Here is a 26,701-nt window from a genome sequence, read left to right as displayed (position 1 = left end):
TGCTAATTTTAAATATATAACAAATCTTTGCTTAATAAAGAAGCCATTATCCTATTCAGCTACAAGTTCATGCTGAAAATACGCATCAAAGCGACAAGCATCGCCTTGCCATTGATGATTTGGCTCTTTTCCAGCCAGAAATACCGCCAGACGCGGACGTTTGACCACGACACGCTTGCCAATTTTCTGCGCCAGTTCCAGCAAGTTGTCGCCCAGATCCATTTCACCATCTTCAGGCAATAACATATGCAACAGCTGCATCTGTTTTTTGACCTGTGCCTGCTTTTTGACTGCCTGCTGATTTTGATCCCGCTGTGGGAACATTGGATCAAGATAAACTACATCGACAACTTTATGCTGCTGGGCCTGTTGCTGCAGATAATCGGCTGAATCAGAAAAAACCAAATGAATCCGTGATACGACCTGACTCAGGAATGCATCCGACTGGGCACGTATATGGCTATCTTCAAGCAAGGTGAATAGAACCGGATGCCGTTCAACCAAGGTCACTTGCGCACCTAAATGTGCCATCAACAGACTGTCATGTCCCAGACCCGCAGTCGCATCAACCAAGCTTGGTTTTTCACTTAAATTACAGGCGCGTGCAATCATTTCCGATTTCAAAGATGCGCGTTTTAAGCGTCCGGTTTCCGCTTGCCAGTCCGGTTGCATCTTCATGCCGTTGGCACATAACCAGAGTCCGTCAGCATCGGCACAAAGGGCCAGTTCAGGATTTAAACGGAAAAAACGTGCATTGAGTTTTTCAACAGTTTCAATTTCAACCTGCACCCCACGAGAAGAAAGCACAGCCTCAAAGTGCTGTGCTTTATCTTGATAGTCAGATTCGGCATATAAGCGAATCGCGCTTACCATAGTTTCCAACCTGTATAGGCAAATAATAAAATCAGCAGACCCGAAGCAATACGATACCAGGCAAAGATCATAAAGTCGCGTTTGGCCACATAAGCGACCAGCGCACGGATTAATATCAATGCCGAGATAAAGGAAACCAGAAGCCCAACTCCGATCACGGTCCAGTCTTCAGTCGTATTTAACACATCATAGCTTTGATAAAGATCCAGCAAGCCAGCGCCAATGATCACCGGAATACCCAGAAAAAATGAGAATTCAGTTGCTGCCTTACGGGACACACCCAAAAACATCGCACCGATAATGGTTGCGCCTGAACGGGAAGTACCCGGAATCAAGGATAAAACCTGAATCAGGCCAATCCAGATCGCATCTCTAATGCTGAGTTCTTCAACTTCATGCACACGGACTTGTGGTGGATTCTTTTCAATCCAGATAATGATCAAACCACCGACGATCAAACCAATGGCAATCGCAATATCATTAAACAGTAATTGTTTGACGGTTTGTCCCAGCGTCAGACCAATCAATATAATCGGAATAGAAGCCAGAATCAGGCCAATGCCTAAACGGCGACCTTGCGGTTCACCGCTGACAATCCCGGTCGCTGCCCCCCAAAGACGCGCCCAATATTCATAAATAACGGCAGCAATTGCCCCCATCTGGATCGCGATGACGAATACATCACTCTTTTCCTTGGTCCAGAAATTCATTAATTCTGATGCCAAAATCAAATGGCCGGTACTGGAAATAGGCAAAAACTCGGTAATGCCTTCGATAATACCCATGATGGCCGCTTTGAGTAGCAGTAAAAGATCCATGCTTTATCCTAATTAATTATGCTTTGCCTTGTTCTGGAATTTTTTTCCACGCGTTATCGCGTAAATATACGGGTAATGCCAATTCTGCACTCACCCATTTTTCTACTTGTGCCGCTGCACGTGCAATGCTGGCAATATCCTGTGCGGTCGCATGCACATCTTTATAAATTGAAGTTTCGCTTTGTACCAGTTCAGCACCTGAGCCAACCGGGGTAAAGCGCACAGCTTGGCTACCTTCTGCATAACTTAACAGTTGCTCATCATCGACCGGTTGCATAATTCCTTGGGCATCCAGTTGATAGCTCGCGATATAGACTTCGCTCATGCGGGCATCCAATACCGCAGACACTTCAGTCAGACCATGCAAACGGTAGGCTGCTTGTGCCAAAGCCTGCAAAGTTGACACCGGAATCACCGGCACATCATTTGACCAGGCCAAGGCCTGAGTCACGGCAGCATTAATACGCACACCGCTAAAAGAACCCGGACCACGACTAAAGGCAATCGCGGTCAAATCAGCAATGGCCAGCCCAAGATCTTGCAGACCTTGTTCAATCATCGGGAGAATCGTTTGCGTTTGTGCCTTGGCGCGCGCATCAAGCTGAAAAAATAGTTCTTGAGTATCATCGATTACAGAAACGGAACACTGCTCATTGGCAGTCTCCAATGCCAGCACTTTCATGCACAACCTTAATTCAGAGAATATAAAAAACGCGGATATGATACTCCACTCATATCCGCTACGCGAGATTTTCCCGAAACAGATACAAAAATGCCTAGAAAATCTAGGCTTATGATTCACTCATTAAAAGAGTGCCTTAGAGTTGCACTTCTTCCAAATCCTGAAATTTCTGAAAATGCTCGGCATAATGCATGGCGCTCATTGTTAATTTTTGAATACTGTCATCATCCAGCGTTTTCACCACTTTACCGGGTGAGCCCATCACCACAGAATTGTCTGGAATGATCTTGCCTTCCGGAATCAAGGCATTGGCACCAATAATACAATTCTTCCCAATCACGGCATTGTTCAGAATGACCGCCTGAATCCCGATCAGGCTGTTATCGCCAATGGTACAACCATGCAGCATGGCCTGATGGCCGATTGTCACATAATCACCAATGTGCATCTCAATGCCTGCATCCGTATGCAACACTGCATTTTCCTGCACATTACTAAAGTCACCCAATTTAATTTTACTGTTATCTGCACGTACTACGGCACCGAACCAGATACTGACTTGTCGCCCAAGTTCAACTTGCCCAATCACGGTTGCGGTTGGTGCCACCCAGCCATCCCATGGCTGATGTGTAGCGGTAGGTATATATCCCTGAAATTTGTACAACATTGATAAAATCCTGTTCAATGGTTAAAAAAATTTGGAGCGTTTAAAAGTTGGAGAATTAAGCAAGAATGGCCAGTCTTTTTTATAATCCAGCCCATATTGAAATAAAGAAATCAACATACGTGCGGTCAAGCCCCAAACCACTTCATTTTCTACCCGCATACTCGGAAAATATAAGGATTGCTGAGCAAAGCGAACTTCATAAGGTGTGGGCGTCACTTCAAGTAAATGCTGCAATGAGGCAAAGAAAATCCGGTCGATTTCCGTCGGTTGTGGAATCAGCTTCACTTGCGGAGGAATCAGTCCCACAATCGGTTTGACCAGCATGCCATTGCGGGCTTTTTGCATCGGCAAATCACCCATTAAATGTACATCAAAAGGATTGAGTGCCGTTTCCTCATAGGCTTCTCTTAGAGCCACCACAATATTACTGGTATCTTGCGGATCGCGCTTGCCACCCGGAAATGAGACTTCTCCAGCATGATTATTCAAATAAGCTGAACGGCGCGTCAGCAATACTTTCGGATCAGCTTCATCTGTAATTGCAATCAACACGGCAGCATGCGCAGATCGGATACGCTTGGAAAAACGTAAGCGTTGCTGCAACCTTTGTGTCAATTCACATGCATCCATTCTTTCAACCCTGACGATGATCATAATTTCATCATAGCCGATTTTAGTCGGGGCGGGAGAGAAATGATGCCAAATTTTGCTTTTTCAGTTATCCTGAGCATACTTTTATCATTGATGATGAATATGAACTTCTGTGCGAATTGTGGACATAAAACCACTGCTAAAATTCCTTTGGGCGATCAGCAAATTCGCAGCGTATGTGATTCATGCGGCTCTATTCATTACATTAATCCGAAAGTTATTTGTGGCGCTTTGGTCTTATTCGAAAACAAAGTACTGCTCTGCCGTCGTGCCATTGAACCACGCTACGGCTTATGGACTTTACCTGCCGGCTATATGGAACTGTTTGAAACCATGGAGCAAGGGGCTGCACGGGAAACCCGCGAAGAAGCCGAAGCTGAAGTAGACATTGAACAGCTGTACTGTATGTATAACATTCCACGTATTGGTCAGATTTATGTGCTATTTAAAGCCAATCTGATTGATGGAAAATTTGGTGCGGGTGAAGAGACCATCGAAACACGTTTATTTGATGAAGCAGATATTCCCTGGACCGAACTAGCCTTCCCGAGTGTAGAACACACCCTCAGACATTATTTTGAAGATCGTAAAAGCAACACTTTCCCAATGCATCTGGAAACCTTAGGCACACGTCTAGACCACACGGGTTAAATCTAATCTGTATAAAAAATCCCATACTAAGATGGGATTTTTTTTTATTTCTAAGGAATATTATTTAGCTTTGACTTGATAGCAATCCGCGAGTTTAAACTCAACCGAACCACCGTTTAATTTTGCCAGGCTAATATCTGCCGGTGTTTCACCCTCATTGTTATTATTATAAACTTTTTGAAAACTCGCATAGGTATTGGCCCATTGTACCCCATCACCTGCCGAATTCAGGAAAGTTACACGCCCATTCTGGCCAACATTAGTATCCAGCACATTAGACAAATTGAGCAGTGCACCACCGATCACAATCGTATCCCTAGAATCCGGTGAAGACTGGATACGTGAGTCTACCCCTACCAATGCGCCATTGATATTACCAAACTTTTCATTGGCTAAAATCAGGCGCATGGAAACCGCTTTATCAGCCACAAATGCACGTCCCAAAGTCCCGAGGCGATATTGTTGTATGCCTTGATGATCTAAGAGCGTAGCTGCCAACACATCACCCTTACAGCCATTCACCGGATCAGTCGCAAAACTACTAGAGGATTGCATATTGGTGCGTACATCACCATTACTGTCAATGACGATTCCTAAAGTAATTGGGCTGACAGTGGTATCTGTAAATTTAAATTCCAGATTGGCATACATTGGGAAAATGTATTTCTCCCCATCCGCGACGTTCTGCGCTGTTTTAAAGACCTGACGATCCAGATAACTAATTGGGAAAATCTTATAGAGATCAACGCTTCCCGTATAGTTTTCACCATCGGCCTGCAAACGCCACAACCCCAAGTTGGCTTGATCGGAAGTATCCAGCGATTTTTTGTCAGTCACCATCTTATAGAAAGCTTCTTTACCGGCGATCACATAATCATTCAATAATCTGCCTTGATACAACTCAAGCGGAGTCGCATTATTTGCAATATTCAAGCGGTAAGGCGTGTTAATGGTTTTACTGGTTGGATGAATCCATGAACTTTGCGGATCAGCGGTCATTTGTACCGGTTTCACCTTACGGATGAGTTGAGCATTAATCCCCCCTAAGGAAGATAAATTTTCTTTAGCCAGAGTTAACTCATTATCACGCCATTGTAAGCCGCTGCCAAAGGTATAGCCCTGGCGATCGGTAATCAGCATAAAATGGCCAAATAAATATTTAGTATTCTTATTCTTAATATCACAAGGGCTTTGATTACAGCCCACCAGTCCATCTGAACCCGTCAGGTTACTACCAATTACGCCTGAAGTTGAGAATAATGAAAATTCTGGCTGATACACGGCTGCGTTAGCAATCGTCACCAGTTTTTTAACGGTGGCAAAAGCCACCTCATCCGAAATTGTGCTGATATCAACAAAATCTTTAATTTTGGTCGCCAAATCGGCATCCATCAGATTGATATTCTCACTGGTTTTCGCCAGGTCTTTACGCATCTCTTCAGTAATATACAAAGGTTGTACATCAGATGGATTAATAATACGCCCTTCTTCTAACGCCAAAGCTTGCAGAATTTTAACCAGACGCATGGCCACCTGAACGGTAGGATCATTAGGCACCAAATCACCTACCGGACGTCGAGCAATCCCAGTTGCAATATCGATTACACTTAAACGCGGCAGCTGGGTCTGGGCACTAAAACTGGCATAATCGCTGAGTTTAATTTGACCTAAATTAATCTTGCGTGAAGCAAAACTTTGAATATAAAACTCAATATTATCCGTCTTTTGACAGGTTCCAGAAGCAACCCCGTTTTTACTATCAAATAACGTAATAAAGGTATTTTCTGTATCGCTACTACAGTTAAAGTTCAAACCATCGAGCGGATATTCCAGCCCCCATTCCACACAGTTAGTTGTACCTGGGGTACAAGTACCATTGGTCGTGGCTTCATCATTTTTTTCTGGAATGACATTGGCACTTTCCCCACCACACCCACTCAGTGCCGTTAAAAGTGTGGTTAAAGCAAATGGAAATAATATTTTATTTTTCATCTTTTTGTACTCGAATAGTCCTTATCGAATGGCGACTAATTTTAGTTGTCCATGATTTGTCAGCATCTTGTCTTCAACATCTATTGCTGAGGCCAAAGGCGTCAATAATATATATTCACTTTGAGCAGGAATCTGGAGAACCCCTTCGATACGCTCATGTTGAATAATATTCGCCTGGCCTTCCTGATTTTTAAAACCGCCCGCTCCTTCAAGCACACAGCCGCGACTGTCTAAAAACACAACAAAAGGCCAATAATACGTTGGATTTTTCTGGCTAGAAGCATAAGAGTTGATCTGAATATTCTGGATATCGGATTGAAGCTTTACCACTTCAAAATCAAATTCGTCTGCTTTAAGAGGTGCGCGAGGCCACAGGTTAACTGCTTTTTTAAGGCTGATTTCTTTCGCTTTTTTAATTTTCTTATCATTAAAACACTGCTTGCCCAAGCTATCGATGGTCTCCGACTGTGAAATACGATAATAACTTTGAGCCAGTACCACAGGACCAGAATCTACTTCTGGCGTTTGAAACAAGGATTTTAATACGGATTGTCCCACCCCTTTTTCACGTTCAATTATCTGGATCCGGGTAGTTCCGATATTTGGTGGTGTTTCAAAAAGTATGCTGAAAAAAAGCAGGTTGGATTTTGATAAAATAGAGAAATGCGAATAACTCTAGAAATCAAGTGTCCAGCCTGCCTAAGTGACAGTATAAAGAAAAATGGCACAAAAGTAGATGGTAAGCAAAATTACCAATGTAAAATATGCAGACGTCAATTTATTGGTGATCATGCTCTCAGTTATCAAGGCTGTCACTCAGGTATCAAAACCAAAATATTACACCTCATGGTGCGAGGCAGTGGTGTCAGGGATATAGCAGAAATTGAAAGAGTAAGTATCGGTAAAGTTCTACGGACACTTAGCCAATCAAAATATCAACTTCGAGCACAGCAAAGTCATTATGAAACCCTTGAAGTAGATGAGTTTTGGACTTTTGTTGGTCATAAGCAAAATAAACAATGGCTAATTTATGCCTATCATCGAGAAACAGGTGAAATTGTTGCTTATGTATGGGGTAACCGAGATTTAGCCACTGCAAAACGACTTAAATTAAAATTGAAGCAGTTAGGTGTAAGCTATACATGTATATCAAGTGACCATTGGGATAGCTTTGTTACGACCTTTAAAGAATGCAAACAGTTGATTGGTAAATTTTTCACTGTGGGTATAGAAGGCAATAATTGTCGATTACGGCATCGAATCAGGCGAGGCTTTAGGAGAAGCTGCAACTTCTCCAAAAAGCTTGAAAATCATTTCAAAGCCTTTGATTTAGTGTTCTTTTATATCAATAATGGATTCGTTTAATGCCAGCATACTTTTTGAAACACCACCCGATATTTTTATCTACTACTCCTTCGGGCATGCTATAGAAACGTTTTTTGCCTTCCAAATTAAATTCTTTATTTTCCAGATACTCACTATCCACATATTCAATGCCTTCAACCTGGCTAAATCCCGGTTTTTGTATGTTAGCAACAGAAGATCCTGTTCCAGCATCAGAAATTTGAGGAGCTTTAGATCCAGGTATTAATCGTGGTGTAGACTCAATCTGTGCTTGTGCAATATGCGGTTGTACTGGTTGTACTGGTTGTACTGGTTGTACTGGTTGTACTGGTTGTACTGGTTGTACTGGTTGTACTGGTTGTACTGGTTGTACTGGTTGTACAACCATATTATGGCCATGCTTAGATTTAACTTGTCCATTTTCTACGACGGGTACTTTTTCTAAGTTTTGCTTCACAGGTATGGACTGAACTATTGCAGCTTCTACTTTTTTCAACAATCGAGATTTGTCTTCAGTTTTTTTCTCTACATTATTACGTGGTACGACTAATGGTCGGCCATCTGGACCAATAATCGTAATAAATTCTTTAGCGCTTGTATAAAAAGACAAGGGTACCAGACTTAATGCCAGTACCGTTGTCAATCCCACTTTCCCTGTCTTGATCATTTCTTCCTTACCAACGAGTGCGATAGTTCAAACCTAAAATGGTAATTTTGGTATCTGTTTTTACGTTTAAACCTGCATATGGGTTTAATAACAGGTTATTTACCCCAGTCTGGTTGGCTAAACTACTGGTATTTGCTGGAATCTGATCTTTGCTGCGCAAAAAACCAATCGATAGATCCAGATCAGTATCTGCATCAAAGCGGTAACCCACACCTAAACCAAATAACTGCGCACCATTGATCGGTACCATGGTATTACGCTTATTTTTCGGAATAGCACTAGTCCGTGGCTCATAACCTGCTCGAAGCTTCAAGCGGTCTGTAGCGGAATACTCCATCCCGATACCGAAGTTCCACGGCGATTCAAATCCCATCGGTAAAGCCAGGGTTGAGTCAGTAACATTAGCAGATAAAATTTTGGCAATTTTTAGGGCTGAAATAGTACGATCAAATTCGAATTTAAATTCGTCCCAGACCTTGTAATCTGTCCAGCCAATATCAAAATTCACTTGCAAATCTGGCATCACTTTATATTTGATACCTGCCTGAAAATGCGCCGGATATTCAAAATCCTGCGACACCAGACCAGATTCACTCGATGGTATGTAATTAGGAAATCCAAGAATTGCAGCCAGAATCTGGCCGGTCGGTGAGGTCATTAAACCTTTAATCATTTCCTGAGGAGCTTTGGCATTATCAATATGATATTTACCTTTTAAGCGCATTTTTGCAGCACTTTGGTACACCATACCAAAACTAAAGTCTTCGCGCGGTTCCCACAATATTCCCAGGTTATAACTTGGGCTTAAGTTCTGCTCAAGCTCCAGTTGCATTTGACCAAACTTGCCAAATGGGTTCATCCCCTCATCCGCATTACAGATCCCGAGCAAAAGAATATCTGTAATAATGTCGGAATTTTCTTTAAACGGCGTACACACGACTTCGTCGATCATACGCAACATCCCAATCAACTCATTCGGGAAACGCAAGTCCGTTTTCATTCCGATGGCTTGATAAGACATCCCGATAGAAGCACCAATCGACAGTTGGTCATTGACCTCATAACCGATGGATGGTGACAGATAAGTAATCCGCTCTAAAGCAACCTGCTGTCCCATAAAGTTTGCTGGGTTACCATCTTCATGACCAAAACCTGCCATGAGAGGAGCATAAACAGCAGTCGCATAAGTGGCTTTCGATCCAGGGGGATTGTATGCAATCCCCATGGTCGGTGCAGTCAAAGGAAGGCCTTCCCCTAAATCCACCATTTTTTTCAGAAAAGGGACATAAAGACTGACATATTCCACATCGCCTTTTACCGGACCTTTAAAGTCAGTACACAAATCAGATGAAACTTCAGGACCGTCATTACAGACAATAGGATCATCAGAATAGCCAAATACGTTATATCCGGCCGGTACTGAAAACTCACGCTGGATATCAAAATTAGCCACAATGATTTGCTGTTCGGTTTGCAGACCATCAATTTTAGTCAATGCAGCCGGGTTAAAGTGGATGGCATTGACCCCTGGAGGATCTGCGGTGACGGCATTCCCCATGGATAGTGCACGTAAATCAACTGAAAGGTTGGTTCCCAATTGTGCAAAGGTATAACTTGAACAGCCCGCAAGAATAATTCCTGTTAATAACGGGCTAAGTCGAATGTTTTTCATACGACACCCCTATTAACTGATTTTTTTACCAAAACCTAAAATATCAAGTGGGAATGATAATCCCAACGAAACATCCGGTGCATCTTCGGTCAGCCCTAGGCCAACGGTACCATTAACAATTGTTTCTGGAGAGACTCGCACACCTAAGGAAATTGCAAAGGTAGAACTGGTCTGATCTGCAGCAGAATAACTTTCACCAGTGTTATAGTTAAATTCCGCACCAGTATTAAAGCTCTGCTGATAGGACATGGTCATCGAAACATCATAGTTAAATGAATATGCGAAACCAAAGGCAAAGCCTCCACTAATCCCCGGTTCAAACTCCTCAATAATCCGGCTACCTCGACGCTGATTCAGGCCCGATTCTTTAAAACCATAGTTCGCAGAAACTGATGCAAACAATACGACTGGGTCAATGTATTTACGCGTACTAGCACCTACTCCAGCAGAATAATAGCCCTTTCCTGCTGCCAGATCTGTCGCGGCATTAATTTCATAAGGGCTGTCACCCGTTTTAGTTGATAAATTACCAAATAAAATCAGAGGCAGACGACCATTGCTGTCCCACAATTTTTCACAAGAGGAAGCTCATTTGAGCTTCCTCTTGTTTTATGGGTATTTTATCGGGTGAAAATAAAGCTTTTAAAGTTCTTCTTTCAAACAAATTCACTTGAATTATTCTGAGTAAACGTTGAACTGTCCAACCTGTTTTCCCTAAATGTTGAGCGAAACTCACCAATAAATAGGCGATCATCGCAATCCAGATTTGTGTCTGAATTGCGTTCCTGCTGCGGCCTAGAAACGCTTTTAATTTGAGATTCTGCTTAATCGCCTTAAAGAACAGCTCAACTTTCCAACGATCTTTATAAATCGCCGCAATGGTGGAGGCGGCTAAATGAAAGTTATTGCTGAGAAAGCTAAAGTGCTTGCCACTTTGCTGATCTCTATATTCAATTCTTCTTAACACTGGGGCTTTTCTTTTTAGGGCATGTGCGCTATTCAGCTGAATGGTTTCATCTTTTAGAATACCTTTGGATTCAAGCACTGGATGTTGCTGGATCACCTGATACACAGATTTAGGCCTAAAACGTGTGACAAATCCAATGTTTTGAGCAGTCAGATTTGCATACCATTGGTAATCGACATAGCCTTTATCAAAAACTACAATGCTGCCAGCAGGAAACTGGAATTTGCGGCCTTGTACCATGTCATTTTCTTTGCCATTTTCAACTGCAACAAACTCAGGAATATCATTGCTGTGATTCAATCCTATGCTGAGTTTCATGCTGGCTTTTGAGTCGTGAACTTTGGCCCATTCACATAAGGAAAGCGACAGGTCAATATGACTGGCATCCAAGGAATACAAGGGATTCTTAAAGCGAAATTTATGAGCTACTTTTGAGTGTTCATAGTATTTAAGCAACTTGTAAAATAGCTGTTGATACAAGGCAGCAGGCTGCTGCTCATTGATTCGTGCCAGCGTGCTTCGGGGAATAGACTTTGCTCCGAGATGACTTAGCTTTTCCTGTTGGCACTCCAAATTGGATTGAATATCTCTCAGACTTTGTCTACAAGAGAATTGAGACATCAATATGGCAATAAACTGATCCCACCGGGAAGCCGCTCTAAATTTCTGTCCAACATGGTGTACTTTAGCAAGTTGTTCAAAATCCTGTCGCACAACAGGTTTAATTAGCTCATGAAATACGGTATTCTGATGTGACAAAACCTGAATCCTGGTCGTTAAAGTGTTTGTTTGCACTCATATTTTAACTGTTAGGACTCAGGTTTTTTTATTTAAAGCAAACTATGGGACAGCAGTGGGCAGACGACCCGCTTTTAGGGGAAAGGGTTCCCAGCGAGCACCCAAACTAATATCACCCAAACCCGCAGTAGAGGTATCTTTCAACAAGTCAGTTTTGGCCACTAAAGGTAGGGATGCAGTCAAGGTCAGGTTATCTTTCACACCATATTGGAAAGTGAAAGTATTAGTCATACTATGTGTTGCATTTTCTTGAACACGTAGTTGATACAATTGGCCCTGTGCCATTTCTATATCAAGTTGGGTGTCTCGATAATAGGTATAATCAATATCGTAATATGATGAAATTTCGCTTTGTTTTATTAGAGAGTATTGGCGTTCATTTGACGTAAATACTTCTTCTAGGTTAGCTGCCTGAGTAGCATCTCCTTCTTGTTGCTGTAAAGCTTGAGATGCATCTATTACTTGGCCAGCCTGAGTCGCTACAGGTGCTGCTGTTTCGACGACAGCCTCTTCAACTGCTTCATATTCACCGAGTTCTGACTCTTCTGCAGCCTGCGTTTCGACTTGCCCAGTTTGATCGGGTACAGATGCAGCAGTTTCAACGACAACTTCTTCATCAACTGTTTCGTATTCACCTAGTGCTGGTTCTTCTGCAGCAAATGCAACGCCCATTACCATTTGAATGCTCAGTGCCAAGAACGTCTTGTTCATCCATTTACTGTTCATATCCATTTCACCATTTTAATTTTTATTACTGTTTTTCGTTTTATTTATTCTTGTAATACAGTCTCAGGAAGTTATGTTGATATTCCCCAAATTGTTCTGACTCTGTATTACGATTACGGTCCATACGGATCGTAGAAGCTTTATCAGCAATTTTGTCCATATAAAATTGTGGATACTGCATGTCAACCAAGGCATAGCGATTGATCGTAGCATCTTCTACATGGCGCATATCTGATTCTTTTAATGCTAGAAAATTTTTGCGATATTGTTCAGGTACATTAATCAGGAACAAAGTGTTATTTTCCCAAATATCCTGAAAACGCCGTTCCTCAAAACTGATATTACCAAGTGCCGGATCTGCAACATAAACCCGGCCATTTTTATAACCTTTATAAACTACAAAATGCTTAAATCCCGCATAAGAAATCGGAACAATAGCAGGCTGATCTTGATTGACTAAATCTTTGAACTCTCCTCGATAGCCTCCACTTTCCAATCCTAAGGCTGAAACGAAGCGCTTCATATCAAGCAGAGAAAAACTACGGCGTTCAACAATTTTATCCGTTTCACCGAATTTCATCAGCCCGCTCATGACTTGCTGCTCATCCAGCTGTGTACCGACATAACCATTGAGGAGGGTTGTAAGTGCTGCTGAACCACAACTATAATCATAAGCTTGACGTACAATGCCCTGAAACTGATCCAGAAGTGCCGGTTTTACTTCCACAGCTTCACGGTGCATACGCACAAAAGAGTCATTTCTTGAATCAAGAACTTCAGTATAGTGAACAGCCCCATTCGGCTGTTTTTTGATATCCAGAGCTTCTTTGGCAGCGTAATACATCAATGCCGAGCCCAACGCGATCTCTAACATAATTATTAACTTTTCTTATAATGGGCATGATGTGCCTATTTTTCTTTTTATAGAGCATTCACTCTACTTCCCTGTAACTAGAAAGATACCTGCTTTTTCAAAAAAATACAGTATTTTTTTTATTTTTTAGATAAGTGATATAGTCATAAAAAAGCGCGTGTAAACACGCGCTTTTTTTAAAATAAAGATTAGTGACCTGAAATAGTAATAATTGCGCCTTTTGTATAACTACCCTGAGCTTGAGAGTAGAATGTTTGTAAGCCTTGAACTTCCATATCACCAATTGATGATCTTGCTTCACGGTTACCTAAATGAATACCTTTAATGTATTGGTCTTTCGCCCCAGTATCATTACTTACAATACGAACATGCGCTGCCTTACCTAACTGAGCTGTAGTACCTACATAAGCATCGTTATATACAGAAATATTCTGGCTAATGGTTAAATCATTAGAATCCGCATCTGCAATTTTGATACTTTCAACAAAAATCTCACCGGCTTCACGTGTAGTCACTGGAGTCGTACCTACAAGCCCCACTGCTTTATTTTTAGACGAGTTATCTAAAATACCTAGGTTTTTAATTTCTAGACCACCTGCCATTACACTATTCATCTTGATCATAGCGCCTTGTGGAGCAGCACCCAGTTGAATATTGGCATTTATCACACCAGTTTTAACGTCAAAACCACTAATGATGTCGTTTACAACACCGGCACCACCTCGACGAATCGAATCCGGATCATCTGCACCAGATGCAGTTACACCAATTCGGCCAACTTTGATATCTAGACCCGATACTTGTGCAGCAACATTAATGAAAGGATTACCAGCCCCAGCATCTGAATCAATTACCAAGTCAGCAAGGTTACGGGATGCAAGTAAATAGGCACCATTATTGTCATAATTGGCACCGATTACTACACCATGCGTTGCAGTAGTAGGATCAGCAAGAGCAGCAGCATCAGGTGCTGTATCAGTCTTACCACGGATTACGATCGCACCTGCTGTAGAAGTACCTCCGAAACCCGCCTCATTTGCAACACCTTTAGGTGCCAAACCGTCGTTATCATGGATAAATAATTTTTCAATAGCAATTTTCGAGATGCCGATACCAATTGTCAAACCGTCTTGACCCGTTGTTTCGCTTAGAGATGCATCATCCATTGCTTGCATCGCCATCGCATTGGCACTAAATGCAACTGAAGTCGCTAAAACTAATTTTGTAAATTTTTTCATTGTTTACTCTCCCAAGAGTACTATTTTTTTTGGTTGTGAATTACTCAGTGTTTAGGCTGTATTTTTTATTTTCTGACAGCTTAAGCATCTTTCCTTGAGTAATTTGCTAGCCCACTTAAATTAGCGTCGAGTCAAATTTTGATCAACTGTTGTTGGTCGCAATCTGTCGCTTACCGATAAACGGTATTTCATGATTTAAAAATATTTTCCTGGCTTCTTGATATAAAATAGTAAGTCATATCGAACTCTCCATAACTGAATGACCGAAGCTCTCTATCATCGTCCCTTAAAGTTTGAATCACGTCTGGTTACAGATCTATTATCCGCATTGAAGACATTGAATCATCTGGTGTATTTAAATAATAATGGTCGGCCTTTTATTGCCTGCTGCGCTCAAGAATATTTTGTTGCGCAGACATCACAAATTCAGTCTTTTAAAAGAACAGGGATTGAACAATACCAATCCAGCCCATCTGAGTTTAATTTAGCAATCAATGTATTAAAAACTCCTCAAGAGCATGGCTTTCGTGGAGGCTATGTTGGTTTTATCGGCTACGATTATGCCGCTCAACAATATATTCAGTATCCAGACCGTCCTCAACCTGGTTTATTTATTGGTCAATTTCCTTCCTACATTAAACCAACCCCTGATGGCTGGATGTTCTATAGTGATGATCCACAGGCAGAACAGATTTTCAATTATATTCAGAACTTACTTAAGCAAAATAAAATTCAATCGAAATTTCACTTAAAAAATCCTTGTATCTCACGCTGGACTAAATCTGTTTATACTCAGGCTTTTCAGAAAATTCAGGACTATATTGTTGCAGGTGACTGCTATCAGATTAATCTGACCCAAGAGTTTAAAGGTCGTGCCCAAGGCTCCCTCTTAGCAACTGCCCAAGCATTCTGGACATTAACCGAAGCGCCCTATGCCGGTTATTTGCGTATTGGTGATTTTGAATTACTCAGTTGCTCACCCGAGTTATTTATTGACTTTGAAAAAAATCGGAAAATTATCACTAAACCAATTAAAGGCACCATGCCACGCTATACAGATCCCGTGCTGGATGAACAATCTAAACAAATCTTAAAAGCATCGGAAAAAGATCAAGCAGAAAATGTCATGATTGTGGATTTATTACGTAATGATTTAAGTATTTATGCGGAAACAGGCTCGGTTAAAACACCCAAATTATTTAATATCGAAAGTTTTAATCAAGTGCATCATATGGTGAGCGAAGTTGAAGCGACCCTAAAAGCAGATATCAATCCTTTCGAGGTGTTAATGTCAGCCCTACCAGGTGGCTCAATTACGGGTGCACCTAAAATTCGTGCCATGCAGATTATTGCTGAACTGGAAGGTGCAGCACGTGGGGCTTATTGTGGATCAATGGGTTATTTTAATTTTGATGGTACCGGTTCCTGGAACATTCTGATTCGTTCCATCCAAAAATATCAAGAAGATGTTTCTTTATGGGCGGGTGGTGGTATTACCATTTCTTCGGATTGTGATGCAGAATATCAAGAATGTTTTGATAAAGTTTCAGCGATGCTGGATCTGTTAAATACGTGGTATCAGCCTAAATAAATAAAAAGCGAATCATTTGACTCGCTTTTTTCTACAAATCCACCCTAACCCTCCTTTAGTAAAGGAGGGAAATCCTCCCTTTTCAAAGGGAGGCTAAGAGGGATTTTAATCACACCAAAATCTCATTTTTTAGTGTATCGACTAAACGCTGATTTTGCTCATCTGTACCAATGGTAATTCTTAAGAACTGGTTAATACGTGGCTTGTTAAAATAACGCACGATAATGCCACGTTCACGTAGTTCGCTGGCCAACTTACCTGCATCCTTAGATGGCAATGAGGCAAAAATAAAGTTGGCACTCGATGGTAAAACTTTAAAACCAAGCTCATTTAATTGGGACACCAACTTTTCACGACTCGTAATCACTTTTGCATTTTGTGCTTCAAAGTAGGCTTGATCTTCAAATGAAGCGACCGCTGCAGCAATCGCAAAACGGTCCATCGGATAAGAGTTAAAGCTATTTTTGACTGCTTCCAGTGCTGCAATTAAATGGGACTGAGCAATCGCAAAACCAACACGCAAACCCGCAAGAGAACGTGACTTCGATGTGGTTTGACATACGACTAAATTCTCATATTTCTCAACCAGCTTAACTGCTGATTCAGCACCAAAATCCACATAGGCTTCATCAATCACCACCACTGAATCCGGATTGGCTTGCAGAATTTCTTCAATCGCAGCCAAACCTAGATCAATACTGGTCGGCGCATTAGGATTAGTAATAATAATGCCGCCATTAGCTTGTTTATAGTCATCCACAACAATTTCAAAGTCATCATTCAATGGTAAGATTTTGGTTTTGACGCCAAAAAACTGACTATAAACCGGATAGAAACTATAGGTAATATCTGGATAAAGCAGAGGCTGTTTTTGAACAAAAAAAGCCTTAAAGATATGTGCCAAGACTTCGTCTGAGCCATTGCCGACAAAGACAGTGTCTACAGGTACATTTTGCTGTTTAGCGATCGCCTGTTTCAACTCTGATGCATCCGGGTCAGGATACAGACGCAAAACATCCGCCGAATTCGCAAGTACCTTTTGAACCGCTTCTACCACTTTGGGTGATGGTGGATACGGATTTTCATTGGTATTAAGTTTTAAAATATTCTGGATTTTTGGTTGTTCGCCTGGGGTATACGGTTCTAATTCACGTACTTCAGGACTCCAAAAACGCATTTGTTCTGTTGTGATATTCATTTTATATTCTCTTTAAACCCTCTCCTAACCTCTCCCTGAGCCATATATGGCGCAAGAGAGGAATTTTCATTAATAAAGACACAAGATTTTTGTGGTTTAAATTCTCCTCTCCTTTTAGGAGAGGGTCAGGGAGAGGTTGTAATGCTATTTATGATTGATAACGATAACGTGCTGACTGTGCATGTGCATCCAAGTTCTCTTGTTGCGCCAAGATATCCGCAGTTTTTGCTAAAGTTTTTACACCTTCTTGTGAGCACATGATCAAACTTGAACGCTTCTGGAAATCATAGACACCAAGTGGCGATGAAAAACGCGCAGTACCTGAAGTTGGCAAGACATGGTTTGGCCCGGCACAGTAATCACCAATGGCTTCAGGCGTATAACGACCCATAAAGATTGCACCTGCATGACGAATGCTATCAGACATTGCTTCTGCATCATCTAAACATAACATCAAATGCTCAGGCGCTACCTGATTAATCAAATCTGACGCTTCTTGACGGTCTTTTACCAAGACTAAAGCACCACGATTGGCAATCGAAGTACGGGCAATTTCTGCCTTTGGCAATATTGCCAGGTGCATTTCAATCGCCTGTTCAACCTCATTCAGCAACTGTTCATCTGGTGTGATGAAAATGGCTTGTGCCACAGTGTCATGTTCAGCTTGCGAAAGTAAATCCATCGCCAACCATTCAGCATTATTTTGGCCTTCGGCATACACCAGAATTTCAGAAGGTCCTGCAATCATGTCGATACCGACCTGACCAAACACCGCACGTTTTGCCGCAGCAACAAAACGGTTGCCTGGGCCGGTAATTTTATCGACCGGTGGGACCGTTTCTGTACCGTAAGCTAATGCCGCAACCGCTTGTGCGCCACCAATCGTGAAGACACGTGTCACACCTGCCAGATAGGCAGCCGCCAGTACCAATGGATTTAAATCACCATTCGGTGCAGGTACCACCATAATAATTTCAGGAACTCCCGCTACATGAGCAGGCACAGCATTCATCAATACTGAAGATGGATAAGAAGCCAGACCACCCGGCACATAAATCCCAACACGATCCAGTGGAGTGACTTTCTGACCAAGCGTATTTCCTAAAGCATCGACATAGGTCCAGCCGTCCTGTTTTTGTGCCTGGTGAAACTCGCGCACGCGTGCTGCAGCAAGCTCTAAAGCTTCGCGCACTTCAGTCGTCAAACCCTCGAAGGCAGCTTGCAGTTGCTCTTGGCTTAACTCTAAATCTGAAAATTGATGCGCCGGATGTCGATCGAACTGTTGAGTGAGTTTAAGAACTTGAGCATCACCATGCTGACGAACATCAGCAATAATTTGATCTACAGTTTTTAAAAGTTCAGGATCATTAACAGTTTCAAAAGCCAACAAGTCAGCAAATGCTTGCTTGAAGTTTTGATCTTGGGTCGATAAACGTCGCATCAATTTACCCATCAGGTTTGAATTCGAAGGCTTTAGTTTACCTGTTTTCCAGACTTTTGTCGGCAGCTATAGTGCTCTAGCCCTATGAGTTTTATTGGAAATAGCTTTTGGTAAAATTAATGAAAGAATTTACATCGTATTTATGTTCAATCGAATAAAAAAAACCGCCCTAAAAGGACGGTTTTTTATGCAACAAATTTAAGCCTGTTTGGCCTTTTCACGTTCTTCTACGGCTTTTTCAAGCTGTGCCAGAATCGGATTTAACAACGCTTGCTTACGCTTGAAGCTGGCTTTATTCACGATTAAACGCGAAGACACTTTGCAAATTTCTTCAAGTGGCTCCAGACCATTGGCACGCAAGGTATTACCTGTATCTACGACGTCAACAATGTAATCGCCCAGACCGACCAGTGGTGCAAGTTCCATGGAGCCATACAGCTTGATCACATCAACCTGCTCACCCAAGCTGGCATAGTATTGACGGGTCAAATTCACGTACTTGGTCGCAATTTTTAAGCGACCTTTAGGACGTTGCATCCCCACCTTACCGGCGGTCATCAATTTACATACCGCAATTTTCAGGTCCAATGGTTCATAGACATTTTGTGCACCATGTTCCATCAATACATCTTTACCGGCCACGCCAATATCGGCTGCACCATTTTCAACATAAGTCGGTACATCTGAAGCACGTAAAATTAAGATACGAACCTGTTTATGCGTGGTCGGGAAAATCAGTTTACGAGACTTATCAGGATCTTCTAAAAGATTAATCCCTGCTGTTTCTAGCAAAGGTAAAGTCTCTTTTAAGATACGCCCCTTACTTAATGCCAAAGTTAAACCATGATCAAAATTGCCCATTACGTCAAAGTTTGGATCATCGTTTCTCATATCGCTCATTAATTTACTCGCTTAATTTGGGCACCTAAACTTTGTAACTTTGCTTCTACATCTTCATAACCGCGGTCAATATGATAAATGCGGTCAATCAGCGTTTCACCTTCAGCGGCAAGTGCTGCCAGCACCAAAGAGAACGAAGCACGTAAATCTGTTGCCATTACGGGTGCGGCAGAAAGTTTTTCTACACCCGTTACCACAGCCTCATTACCTTCTACCTGAATATTGGCACCCATACGTGCCAATTCAGGAACATGCATGAAACGGTTTTCAAAAATCGTTTCAGAAATTGTCGCAAAGCCTTGAGCAATGGCATTCACAGCCATAATCTGGGCTTGCATATCGGTTGGAAATTCTGGATGTGGTAAGGTTTGGAAGCTGACAGCTTTCGGACGTTTACCCAGCATATCCAGTTCAATCCAGTCGTCACCACGGGTCACTTCTGCGCCCATTTCTTCAAACTTGTCCAGCACCGCTTCCATCAGGGACGGATCAGTATGCGTGGTTTTGATACGACCGCCAGTGATCGCTGCTGCTGCCAGATATGAACCGGTTTCAATCCGGTCAGCAACAACCGCATATTCACAGCCATGCAGACGTTCGACACCGGTCACAATTAAAGTATCGGTATCTAGACCTTCAATCTTGGCACCCATCTTGATCAGCATTTGCGCAAGATCAGTGATCTCAGGTTCACGTGCTGCATTGCGAATCGTGGTCACACCATCGGCCAACACGGCAGCCATCAGAATATTTTCTGTCCCACCCACAGTCACCATATCAAAGACAACTTCGCCACCTTTCAGGCGACCATCGACTTTGGCATGTACATAACCGGCTTCGACTTCAATCTCGGCGCCTAAAGCTTCTAAAGCTTTCAAATGCTGATCGACAGGACGGGAACCAATCGCACAACCGCCTGGTAAAGACACTTTTGCACTGCCATAGCGCGCCAATAATGGACCAAGCACCAAAATAGAAGCACGCATAGTTTTTACGAGCTCATACGGTGCGAACTGGTTATCTAATGTAGAAGTATCAGCAACAACCGTATCGCCTTCATAAGTCATGGTGATCCCAAGACCAGCAATCAGCTTCACCAACGTATTGACATCTTTTAGATTAGGAACATTTCTGAGCGTAATCGGGGTATCAGCAAGAATCATTGCTGCCAATAATGGAAGTGCTGCATTCTTTGCACCAGAAATGCGCACTTCACCTTCGAGCTTGATACCGCCCTGAATTAAAAATTTATCCATTAAATGATTAAGCTCCAAATAAGCTTGCTTTGCGCCATTCTTCTTTTGTCATCGCGCGAATCGTTACTGCGTGAACTGCACCACTGGCAATATGGGCATTGAGAGGAGCATAAACAGCTTGTTGGCGTGCAACTGGACGCTTACCTTCAAATTGATCATCCACAATACGGAGATCAAATTTTCCGCCCTGACCACTCACAGCAACATCCGCCTCTGGAAAAGCGGCTTCTAAAATTTCAGCGAGCTGTTCATTATTCATCACAAGACCTCTTATAGGACTAAGGGTGTAAAACGAGCCATTTTACTATAAATAGCAAAAATAATTCATGGATCCATACATTATATATATAAAAAAAAGAGGCTTTTAAAACCTCTTTTTCATCATTTGTCCTTTATAGAGCTAAAGGATGCTGCTGTAAATGCATTTCCCGGTATCGATCAATCTGCCGTTTCAATTTTTCGGTCAATATTTTAATTGAGGTATACATATCATCTGCGGTGGCGTGAGCAAAAAATTCAATGCCCGGTAATCGGATAATAGCCTCTGCGATATGATTACTACTGCCCTTTCTAGAGCGTTTATCAATTTGATGATCTTTCGAGAGTTTCACTTGCATACTATTCACCTGATCTAGGTGCTTCGTCATCTGTGAAAACTTGGTTTTTATACTTTCTTCAATAGCTGGCGTAATCGATAAATGATGTCCACGAATTGTTATTTGCATAGTTCTATCCCTCACCTTCGTTAGGATTAGAAGAGTCTCAATATAAAATAATTTAAATACAGTAACTTATAAATAAAATATCCGTATTTTAAGTCCTGAATCAAATCAATCTTACTGATCCTCAAAAGAAAAAAGATTCATTATGTTGTCATAATGAATCTCTAGAATAGCCAGATTTCAAATTTTAGATCAAGAGTTTTCGCTCAGAAGATGAAGGAATATGTAACGATTCACGATATTTCGCCACCGTACGTCGTGCCACATCAATGCCTTCATCTTTTAACATATTGGCAATTGCATTATCAGACAGAGGCTTACGGGCATTTTCTTCGGAAATCAGTTTTTTGATTTTGGCACGAATAGCAGTAGAAGATGCTTCACCACCTGAAGTAGTCCCGACATGACTCGAGAAGAAATATTTCAACTCGAACAATCCACGTGGGGTCAGCATATATTTATTGGTGGTTACACGAGAAACTGTAGATTCATGCAATTCGACTTCTTCGGCAATATCTCTTAAAACCAGAGGTTTCATGCCTTCCGCCCCAATTTCCAAGAACATTTTTTGATGTTCTACAATACAAGTCGCGACTTTCAATAATGTTTTATGCCGTTCATCGATACTTTTGATAAAGTTCTTCGCTTCCAGCATCTGATTACGCAGGTACTGATTATCATCGCTTTGATCTGCACGACGAATCATTTTGGCATAAAAAGAATTGACGCGTAACTTTGGCAGTACATCCGAGTTTAAATTGACTTGCCAGCAGTTATTCTTTTTCATCACCACAACATCTGGCACCTGATAATCCGATTCCTTGTTTTCAAATTCCAGACCTGGATGCGGTTTTAAGGTTTTTAGCAAATCTACAGCACAGCGCAACTGTTCTGGATTTAAGCCAGTCTGTTTGATCAGCTTAGGAAGCTCATTGGTAATCAACAATTCATAATGTTGCAGAAGTTTGATCGCATCATTTCGGCAAGGGGTTGACGCAGGTAAATTATCAAGTTGAACCAATAGGCATTCTGCCAAGCTTCTAGAACCTACACCTACCGGATCCAAACGCTGGATATGCTTTAATACAACGGCAACCTCATCATCTTCAATTTCTTCTTCAGACCCCATAGAAGAGAGTAAATGTTGTACTGATGCAGTAATTTCACTCAACTCAGCATCTAAAAAACCTTTGTCGTCCAAAGAATCGACTATGCAATAAGCGATTAATTTATCAACCTGTGAAAAATTCAGCAGATTAATTTGTTCTAGCATATATTCTTGCAGGCTCTGATGCCCTTGACGATTATCTTCACGCTCTTCGAACTCGGCTGCCCCCAGACTTGTAGGTTGATGGGTATAGACATCATCCCAATCGGTATCTACAGGTAAGTCATCAGGCAGATGATCGGCATTAAGTTGATTAGTTAGATCTTGATTTTCATTATTTGACTCAATTGTAGATAAGCTTTCAAGGGTAATTTGCTCTTCAACTTTTTCTAATAGAGGATTACTATCAAGTTGCAACTGAACTTCTTGTTCCAATTCCAGACTTGAAAGTTGTAATAGCCGAATTGCCTGCTGTAATTGTGGAGTTAATGACAGCGAGTTCGCAATTTTTATACCCACTGATAATCTCATTGTTACCCCCCTTAATAGAAAATCCCGTTTTATAAGCAATTTTTATGCCGTTTTATTTTTTATAACACAGATTTACCAAAAAACATACAAATTGGATTTTAAATTTCTAGTCTTTCGCGACTAATAATTGTTTAAATACTTAATTTTTCGCATAAAAAATCCCCCTCTGCCTTGGCGGAGGGGGATTTAGGAATAATGAGCTGGCGATGACTTACTCTCACATGGGTAACCCCACACTACCATCAGCGCTAAGAGGTTTCACTTCTGAGTTCGGGAAGGGATCAGGTGGTTCACTCTTGCTATGGTCGCCAGCACAACTGTTTATGGATACTTGCTAGGTCTTACGTTTTGCCTTGCTTTCTACCAAATAGAATTCATTAACAGATTTATCTGAGTTGGATAGTTTGTTCGTTTAGCGTAACTAAATCAAGTCACTTTGTTTAATATCGAATCGATTGATGCTTAATACAACAACTGTTTGGGTGTTGTATAGTCAAGCCTCACGAGCAATTAGTATTGGTCAGCTTCACATATCACTATGCTTCCACATCCAACCTATCAACGTCGTAGTCTTCAACGGCTCTTTAGGAGACATAAAGTCTCGGGGAAATCTTATCTTGAGGTAGGCTTCCCGCTTAGATGCTTTCAGCGGTTATCCCTTCCGAACATAGCTACCCGGCGATGCCACTGGCGTGACAACCGGTACACCAGAGGTTCGTCCACTCTGGTCCTCTCGTACTAGGAGCAGATCCTCTCAAATTTCCAACGCCCACGGTAGATAGGGACCGAACTGTCTCACGACGTTCTAAACCCAGCTCGCGTACCTCTTTAAATGGCGAACAGCCATACCCTTGGGACCTGCTTCAGCCCCAGGATGAGATGAGCCGACATCGAGGTGCCAAACACCGCCGTCGATATGAACTCTTGGGCGGTATCAGCCTGTTATCCCCAGAGTACCTTTTATCCGTTGAGCGATGGCCCTTCCATACAGAACCACCGGATCACTAAGACCTACTTTCGTACCTGCTCGACTTGTGGGTCTCGCAGTTAAGCGCGCTTTTGCCTTTATACTCTACGCGTGATTTCCGACCACGCTGAGCGCACCTTCGTACTCCTCCGTTACTCTTTAGGAGGAGACCGCCCCAGTCAAACTACCCACCAGACATGGTCCTCGTCCCGGATAACGGGACAGAGTTAGAACCTCAATATTACCAGGGTGGTATTTCAAGGACGGCTCCATCGCAACTAGCGTCGCGACTTCAAAGCCTCCCACCTATCCTACACAAGTAAGATCAAAGTTCAATGTCAAGCTGCAGTAAAGGTTCACGGGGTCTTTCCGTCTAGCCGCGGGTACACCGCATCTTCACGGCGAATTCGATTTCACTGAGTCTCTGCTGGAGACAGCGCCCCCATCATTATGCCATTCGTGCAGGTCGGAACTTACCCGACAAGGAATTTCGCTACCTTAGGACCGTTATAGTTACGGCCGCCGTTTACTGGGGCTTCGATCAAGAGCTTCGCTTACGCTAACCCCATCAATTAACCTTCCAGCACCGGGCAGGCATCACACCCTATACGTCCACTTTCGTGTTTGCAGAGTGCTATGTTTTTAATAAACAGTTGCAGGGGCCTGGTTTCTGAGGCTGTCGGCCGCTCAAGGAGCAAGTCCTATCACAGACAACAGCGTACCTTCTCCCGAAGTTACGGTACCATTTTGCCTAGTTCCTTCAGCAGAGTTCTCTCAAGCGCTTTGGTCTACTCGACCTGACCACCTGTGTCGGTTTCGGGTACGATTCCTGTGTAACTGAAGCTTAGAGACTTTTCCTGGAAGCATGGTATCAGCCACTTCACTGTACAAGTACAGCTTGCTATCAGTTCTCAGCATAGAGTACCCCGGATTTGCCTAAGATACATGCCTACAACCTTCCACCTGGACAACCAACGCCAGGCTGACTTAACCTTCTCCGTCCTCTCATCGCATTACACAGAAGTATTGGAATATTAACCAATTTCCCATCGACTACGCCTCTCGGCCTCGCCTTAGGGGTCGACTCACCCAGCCCCGATTAACGTTGGACTGGAACCCTTGGTCTTTCAGCGTGCGAGTTTTTCACTCGCATTGTCGTTACTCACGTCAGCATTCGCACTTCTGATACCTCCAGCAGACTTCTCAATCCACCTTCATCGGCTTACAGAACGCTCCCCTACCACGCATAATAAATTATGCATCCGCAGCTTCGGCATATAGTTTTAGCCCCGTTACATCTTCCGCGCAGGCCGACTCGACTAGTGAGCTATTACGCTTTCTTTAAAGGGTGGCTGCTTCTAAGCCAACCTCCTAGCTGTCTATGCCTTCCCACATCGTTTCCCACTTAACTATAATTTTGGGGCCTTAGCTGGCGGTCTGGATTGTTTTCCTCTTGACTACGGACGTTAGCACCCGCAGTCTGTCTCCCGGATAGTACTCATTGGTATTCGGAGTTTGCATCGGTTTGGTAAGTCGGGATGACCCCCTAGCCGAAACAGTGCTCTACCCCCAATGGTATTCGTCCGAGGCGCTACCTAAATAGCTTTCGGGGAGAACCAGCTATCACCAAGTTTGATTAGCCTTTCACCCCTATCCACAAGTCATCCCCTGGCTTTTCAACGACAGTGGGTTCGGTCCTCCAGTTAGTGTTACCCAACCTTCAACCTGCTCATGGATAGATCACCTGGTTTCGGGTCTATACCCAGCAACTAAACGCCCTATTAAGACTCGGTTTCCCTACGGCTCCCCTATGCGGTTAACCTTGCTACTGAATATAAGTCGCTGACCCATTATACAAAAGGTACGCAGTCACCGGACTAAGCCGGCTCCCACTGCTTGTATGCATGCGGTTTCAGGATCTATTTCACTCCCCTCACAGGGGTTCTTTTCGCCTTTCCCTCACGGTACTGGTTCACTATCGGTCAGTCAGGAGTATTTAGCCTTGGAGGATGGTCCCCCCATATTCAGACAAGGTTTCACGTGCCTCGCCCTACTCGACATCATCATATAAGCCCTTTCGTGTACAGGACTATCACCGTCTACGGTCGCACTTCCCAGAGCGTTCCACTAGAACTTATATGACTTAATGGGCTCTTCCCCTTTCGCTCGCCGCTACTGAGGGAATCTCAATTGATTTCTTTTCCTAAGGGTACTGAGATGTTTCACTTCCCCTCGTTCGCCTTGCAACACTATGTATTCATGTTGCAATACCTACCTTATGGTAAGTGGGTTTCCCCATTCAGACATCTCCGGATCACAGGATATTTGCCGCCTCCCCGGAGCTTTTCGCAGGCTATCACGTCTTTC

20 protein-coding genes, 2 rRNA genes and 4 pseudogenes are annotated in these 26,701 nt (G+C 42.6%); 3 read left to right on the top strand and 23 right to left on the bottom strand.

What is annotated here, in order from left to right; all coding sequences use genetic code 11:
• Positions 1-51 precede the first annotated feature (51 nt).
• The 5 genes from F893_RS05625 to F893_RS05605 form a co-directional block, all read right to left on the bottom strand.
• Complete coding sequence (locus F893_RS05625) at positions 52-873, bottom strand: class I SAM-dependent methyltransferase (protein WP_005251033.1); 822 nt, start codon at positions 871-873, stop codon at positions 52-54.
• Positions 867-1,691 carry an undecaprenyl-diphosphate phosphatase gene (locus F893_RS05620; RefSeq protein ID WP_004279167.1) on the bottom strand — a complete coding sequence of 275 codons (825 nt, stop codon included), beginning with the start codon at positions 1,689-1,691 and terminating at the stop codon, positions 867-869. Before F893_RS05620 ends, F893_RS05625 begins: the two co-directional genes overlap by 7 nt.
• 16 nt (positions 1,692-1,707) lie before the next feature.
• Positions 1,708-2,373 (bottom strand): tRNA (adenosine(37)-N6)-threonylcarbamoyltransferase complex dimerization subunit type 1 TsaB, encoded by a 666-nt coding sequence (gene tsaB, locus F893_RS05615; RefSeq protein ID WP_005251032.1) that lies wholly within the window; start codon positions 2,371-2,373, stop codon positions 1,708-1,710.
• A 136-nt stretch (positions 2,374-2,509) separates the two neighbouring features.
• Positions 2,510-3,037: a gamma carbonic anhydrase family protein gene (locus F893_RS05610; RefSeq protein WP_171066775.1), complete on the bottom strand. Its 528-nt coding sequence runs from the start codon at positions 3,035-3,037 to the stop codon at positions 2,510-2,512.
• 24 nt (positions 3,038-3,061) lie between these two features.
• Complete coding sequence (locus tag F893_RS05605; protein WP_004279164.1) at positions 3,062-3,670, bottom strand: NUDIX hydrolase; 609 nt, start codon at positions 3,668-3,670, stop codon at positions 3,062-3,064.
• 123 nt (positions 3,671-3,793) lie between these two features.
• Between F893_RS05605 and F893_RS05600 the strand changes: the two genes are divergently transcribed.
• The gene (locus tag F893_RS05600) at positions 3,794-4,342 is read left to right on the top strand and encodes an NUDIX hydrolase (protein ID WP_171066770.1); all 549 of its coding nucleotides are present in this window, start codon (positions 3,794-3,796) and stop codon (positions 4,340-4,342) included.
• Between the two features lie 60 nt (positions 4,343-4,402).
• On the opposite strand, the gene F893_RS05595 is transcribed toward F893_RS05600, so the two are convergent.
• Together F893_RS05595 and filE (F893_RS05590) are read right to left on the bottom strand one after the other, a co-directional pair.
• Positions 4,403-6,334 (bottom strand): putative pilus system protein FilF, encoded by a 1,932-nt coding sequence (locus tag F893_RS05595; RefSeq protein WP_005251017.1) that lies wholly within the window; start codon positions 6,332-6,334, stop codon positions 4,403-4,405.
• 21 nt (positions 6,335-6,355) lie between these two features.
• Positions 6,356-6,937, bottom strand: a pseudogene (gene filE, locus F893_RS05590) (putative pilus assembly protein FilE); the annotation flags it as partial.
• A 60-nt stretch (positions 6,938-6,997) separates the two neighbouring features.
• Here filE (F893_RS05590) and F893_RS05585 point away from each other — a divergent pair.
• A complete protein-coding gene (locus F893_RS05585) occupies positions 6,998-7,699 on the top strand; it encodes an IS1 family transposase (RefSeq protein ID WP_004282341.1) in 702 nt (233 codons plus the stop codon).
• A 25-nt stretch (positions 7,700-7,724) separates the two neighbouring features.
• On the opposite strand, the pseudogene filE (F893_RS05580) reads toward F893_RS05585, so the two are convergent.
• From filE (F893_RS05580) to F893_RS05550, 7 genes and pseudogenes are all read right to left on the bottom strand, one after another.
• Positions 7,725-8,345, bottom strand: a pseudogene (gene filE / locus F893_RS05580) (putative pilus assembly protein FilE); the annotation flags it as partial.
• 7 nt (positions 8,346-8,352) lie between these two features.
• Complete coding sequence (locus tag F893_RS05575) at positions 8,353-10,017, bottom strand: putative pilus system OmpP1/FadL family transporter FilD (RefSeq protein WP_004279160.1); 1,665 nt, start codon at positions 10,015-10,017, stop codon at positions 8,353-8,355.
• Positions 10,018-10,029: 12 nt separating this feature from the next.
• Positions 10,030-10,572 (bottom strand): annotated as a pseudogene (locus F893_RS05570) (hypothetical protein); the annotation flags it as partial.
• A 19-nt stretch (positions 10,573-10,591) separates the two neighbouring features.
• On the bottom strand, positions 10,592-11,743 hold the full coding sequence (locus tag F893_RS05565) for an IS4-like element ISAbe18 family transposase (protein WP_004646736.1): 1,152 nt from the start codon (positions 11,741-11,743) through the stop codon (positions 10,592-10,594).
• Between the two features lie 96 nt (positions 11,744-11,839).
• A pseudogene (locus tag F893_RS05560) lies at positions 11,840-12,514 on the bottom strand (hypothetical protein); the annotation flags it as partial.
• Between the two features lie 34 nt (positions 12,515-12,548).
• Positions 12,549-13,382 (bottom strand): putative pilus system C39 family peptidase FilB, encoded by an 834-nt coding sequence (locus F893_RS05555; protein WP_004730731.1) that lies wholly within the window; start codon positions 13,380-13,382, stop codon positions 12,549-12,551.
• Between the two features lie 188 nt (positions 13,383-13,570).
• A complete protein-coding gene (locus F893_RS05550; RefSeq protein ID WP_005251002.1) occupies positions 13,571-14,620 on the bottom strand; it encodes a putative pilus system protein FilA in 1,050 nt (349 codons plus the stop codon).
• Positions 14,621-14,879: 259 nt separating this feature from the next.
• On the opposite strand from F893_RS05550, the gene F893_RS05545 reads away from it, so the two are divergent.
• Positions 14,880-16,211, top strand: a complete 1,332-nt coding sequence (locus F893_RS05545; RefSeq protein ID WP_005251001.1) for an anthranilate synthase component I family protein — start codon at positions 14,880-14,882, stop codon at positions 16,209-16,211.
• A 109-nt stretch (positions 16,212-16,320) separates the two neighbouring features.
• Here the strand turns inward: F893_RS05545 and hisC are convergent, their stop codons facing one another.
• From hisC to F893_RS05500, 9 genes are all read right to left on the bottom strand, one after another.
• The gene (gene hisC, locus F893_RS05540; RefSeq protein ID WP_005251000.1) at positions 16,321-17,409 is read right to left on the bottom strand and encodes a histidinol-phosphate transaminase; all 1,089 of its coding nucleotides are present in this window, start codon (positions 17,407-17,409) and stop codon (positions 16,321-16,323) included.
• A gap of 148 nt (positions 17,410-17,557) precedes the next feature.
• Complete coding sequence (gene hisD, locus F893_RS05535; RefSeq protein ID WP_005250997.1) at positions 17,558-18,862, bottom strand: histidinol dehydrogenase; 1,305 nt, start codon at positions 18,860-18,862, stop codon at positions 17,558-17,560.
• Positions 18,863-19,048: 186 nt separating this feature from the next.
• A complete protein-coding gene (hisG, locus tag F893_RS05530) occupies positions 19,049-19,750 on the bottom strand; it encodes an ATP phosphoribosyltransferase (protein WP_004646025.1) in 702 nt (233 codons plus the stop codon).
• On the bottom strand, positions 19,750-21,006 hold the full coding sequence (gene murA, locus F893_RS05525; protein WP_005250995.1) for a UDP-N-acetylglucosamine 1-carboxyvinyltransferase: 1,257 nt from the start codon (positions 21,004-21,006) through the stop codon (positions 19,750-19,752). The genes hisG and murA overlap by 1 nt, the downstream gene beginning before the upstream one ends.
• Before the next feature lie 7 nt (positions 21,007-21,013).
• Positions 21,014-21,265: a BolA family iron metabolism protein IbaG gene (gene ibaG, locus F893_RS05520; RefSeq protein WP_004730742.1), complete on the bottom strand. Its 252-nt coding sequence runs from the start codon at positions 21,263-21,265 to the stop codon at positions 21,014-21,016.
• Between the two features lie 133 nt (positions 21,266-21,398).
• Positions 21,399-21,731, bottom strand: coding sequence for a ribosome hibernation-promoting factor, HPF/YfiA family (gene hpf, locus F893_RS05515; protein ID WP_004730744.1), 333 nt, complete (start codon positions 21,729-21,731; stop codon positions 21,399-21,401).
• 184 nt (positions 21,732-21,915) lie between these two features.
• Positions 21,916-23,367, bottom strand: a complete 1,452-nt coding sequence (locus F893_RS05510; RefSeq protein WP_005250993.1) for an RNA polymerase factor sigma-54 — start codon at positions 23,365-23,367, stop codon at positions 21,916-21,918.
• A 198-nt stretch (positions 23,368-23,565) separates the two neighbouring features.
• Positions 23,566-23,680, bottom strand: a 5S ribosomal RNA gene (gene rrf, locus F893_RS05505).
• A 176-nt stretch (positions 23,681-23,856) separates the two neighbouring features.
• Positions 23,857-26,701: ribosomal RNA gene (locus tag F893_RS05500) — 23S ribosomal RNA — on the bottom strand; the annotation flags it as partial.

Origin of the sequence: Acinetobacter sp. CIP 102136 (assembly GCF_000369685.1) — a bacterium.
Taxonomy (GTDB): domain Bacteria; phylum Pseudomonadota; class Gammaproteobacteria; order Pseudomonadales; family Moraxellaceae; genus Acinetobacter; species Acinetobacter fasciculus.
This window is presented reverse-complemented; position numbering and strand designations above follow the sequence as displayed.

Excerpts from the sequence above, each read along its gene's own strand:
- tsaB (WP_005251032.1), bottom strand. The coding sequence starts at position 2,373 with ATGAAAGTGCTGGCATTGGAGACTGCCAATGAGCAGTGTTCCGTTTCT.
- F893_RS05620 (WP_004279167.1), bottom strand. The coding sequence starts at position 1,691 with ATGGATCTTTTACTGCTACTCAAAGCGGCCATCATGGGTATTATCGAA.
- F893_RS05510 (WP_005250993.1), bottom strand. The coding sequence starts at position 23,367 with ATGAGATTATCAGTGGGTATAAAAATTGCGAACTCGCTGTCATTAACT.
- hpf (WP_004730744.1), bottom strand. The coding sequence starts at position 21,731 with ATGCAAATAACAATTCGTGGACATCATTTATCGATTACGCCAGCTATT.
- murA (WP_005250995.1), bottom strand. The coding sequence starts at position 21,006 with ATGGATAAATTTTTAATTCAGGGCGGTATCAAGCTCGAAGGTGAAGTG.
- F893_RS05605 (WP_004279164.1), bottom strand. The coding sequence starts at position 3,670 with ATGGATGCATGTGAATTGACACAAAGGTTGCAGCAACGCTTACGTTTT.
- F893_RS05555 (WP_004730731.1), bottom strand. The coding sequence starts at position 13,382 with ATGTTAGAGATCGCGTTGGGCTCGGCATTGATGTATTACGCTGCCAAA.
- F893_RS05600 (WP_171066770.1), top strand. The coding sequence starts at position 3,794 with ATGAACTTCTGTGCGAATTGTGGACATAAAACCACTGCTAAAATTCCT.
- hisC (WP_005251000.1), bottom strand. The coding sequence starts at position 17,409 with ATGAATATCACAACAGAACAAATGCGTTTTTGGAGTCCTGAAGTACGT.
- hisD (WP_005250997.1), bottom strand. The coding sequence starts at position 18,862 with ATGGGTAAATTGATGCGACGTTTATCGACCCAAGATCAAAACTTCAAG.
- F893_RS05585 (WP_004282341.1), top strand. The coding sequence starts at position 6,998 with ATGCGAATAACTCTAGAAATCAAGTGTCCAGCCTGCCTAAGTGACAGT.
- ibaG (WP_004730742.1), bottom strand. The coding sequence starts at position 21,265 with ATGAATAATGAACAGCTCGCTGAAATTTTAGAAGCCGCTTTTCCAGAG.
- F893_RS05550 (WP_005251002.1), bottom strand. The coding sequence starts at position 14,620 with ATGAAAAAATTTACAAAATTAGTTTTAGCGACTTCAGTTGCATTTAGT.
- F893_RS05545 (WP_005251001.1), top strand. The coding sequence starts at position 14,880 with ATGACCGAAGCTCTCTATCATCGTCCCTTAAAGTTTGAATCACGTCTG.
- F893_RS05595 (WP_005251017.1), bottom strand. The coding sequence starts at position 6,334 with ATGAAAAATAAAATATTATTTCCATTTGCTTTAACCACACTTTTAACG.
- F893_RS05625 (WP_005251033.1), bottom strand. The coding sequence starts at position 873 with ATGGTAAGCGCGATTCGCTTATATGCCGAATCTGACTATCAAGATAAA.
- hisG (WP_004646025.1), bottom strand. The coding sequence starts at position 19,750 with ATGAGCGATATGAGAAACGATGATCCAAACTTTGACGTAATGGGCAAT.
- F893_RS05575 (WP_004279160.1), bottom strand. The coding sequence starts at position 10,017 with ATGAAAAACATTCGACTTAGCCCGTTATTAACAGGAATTATTCTTGCG.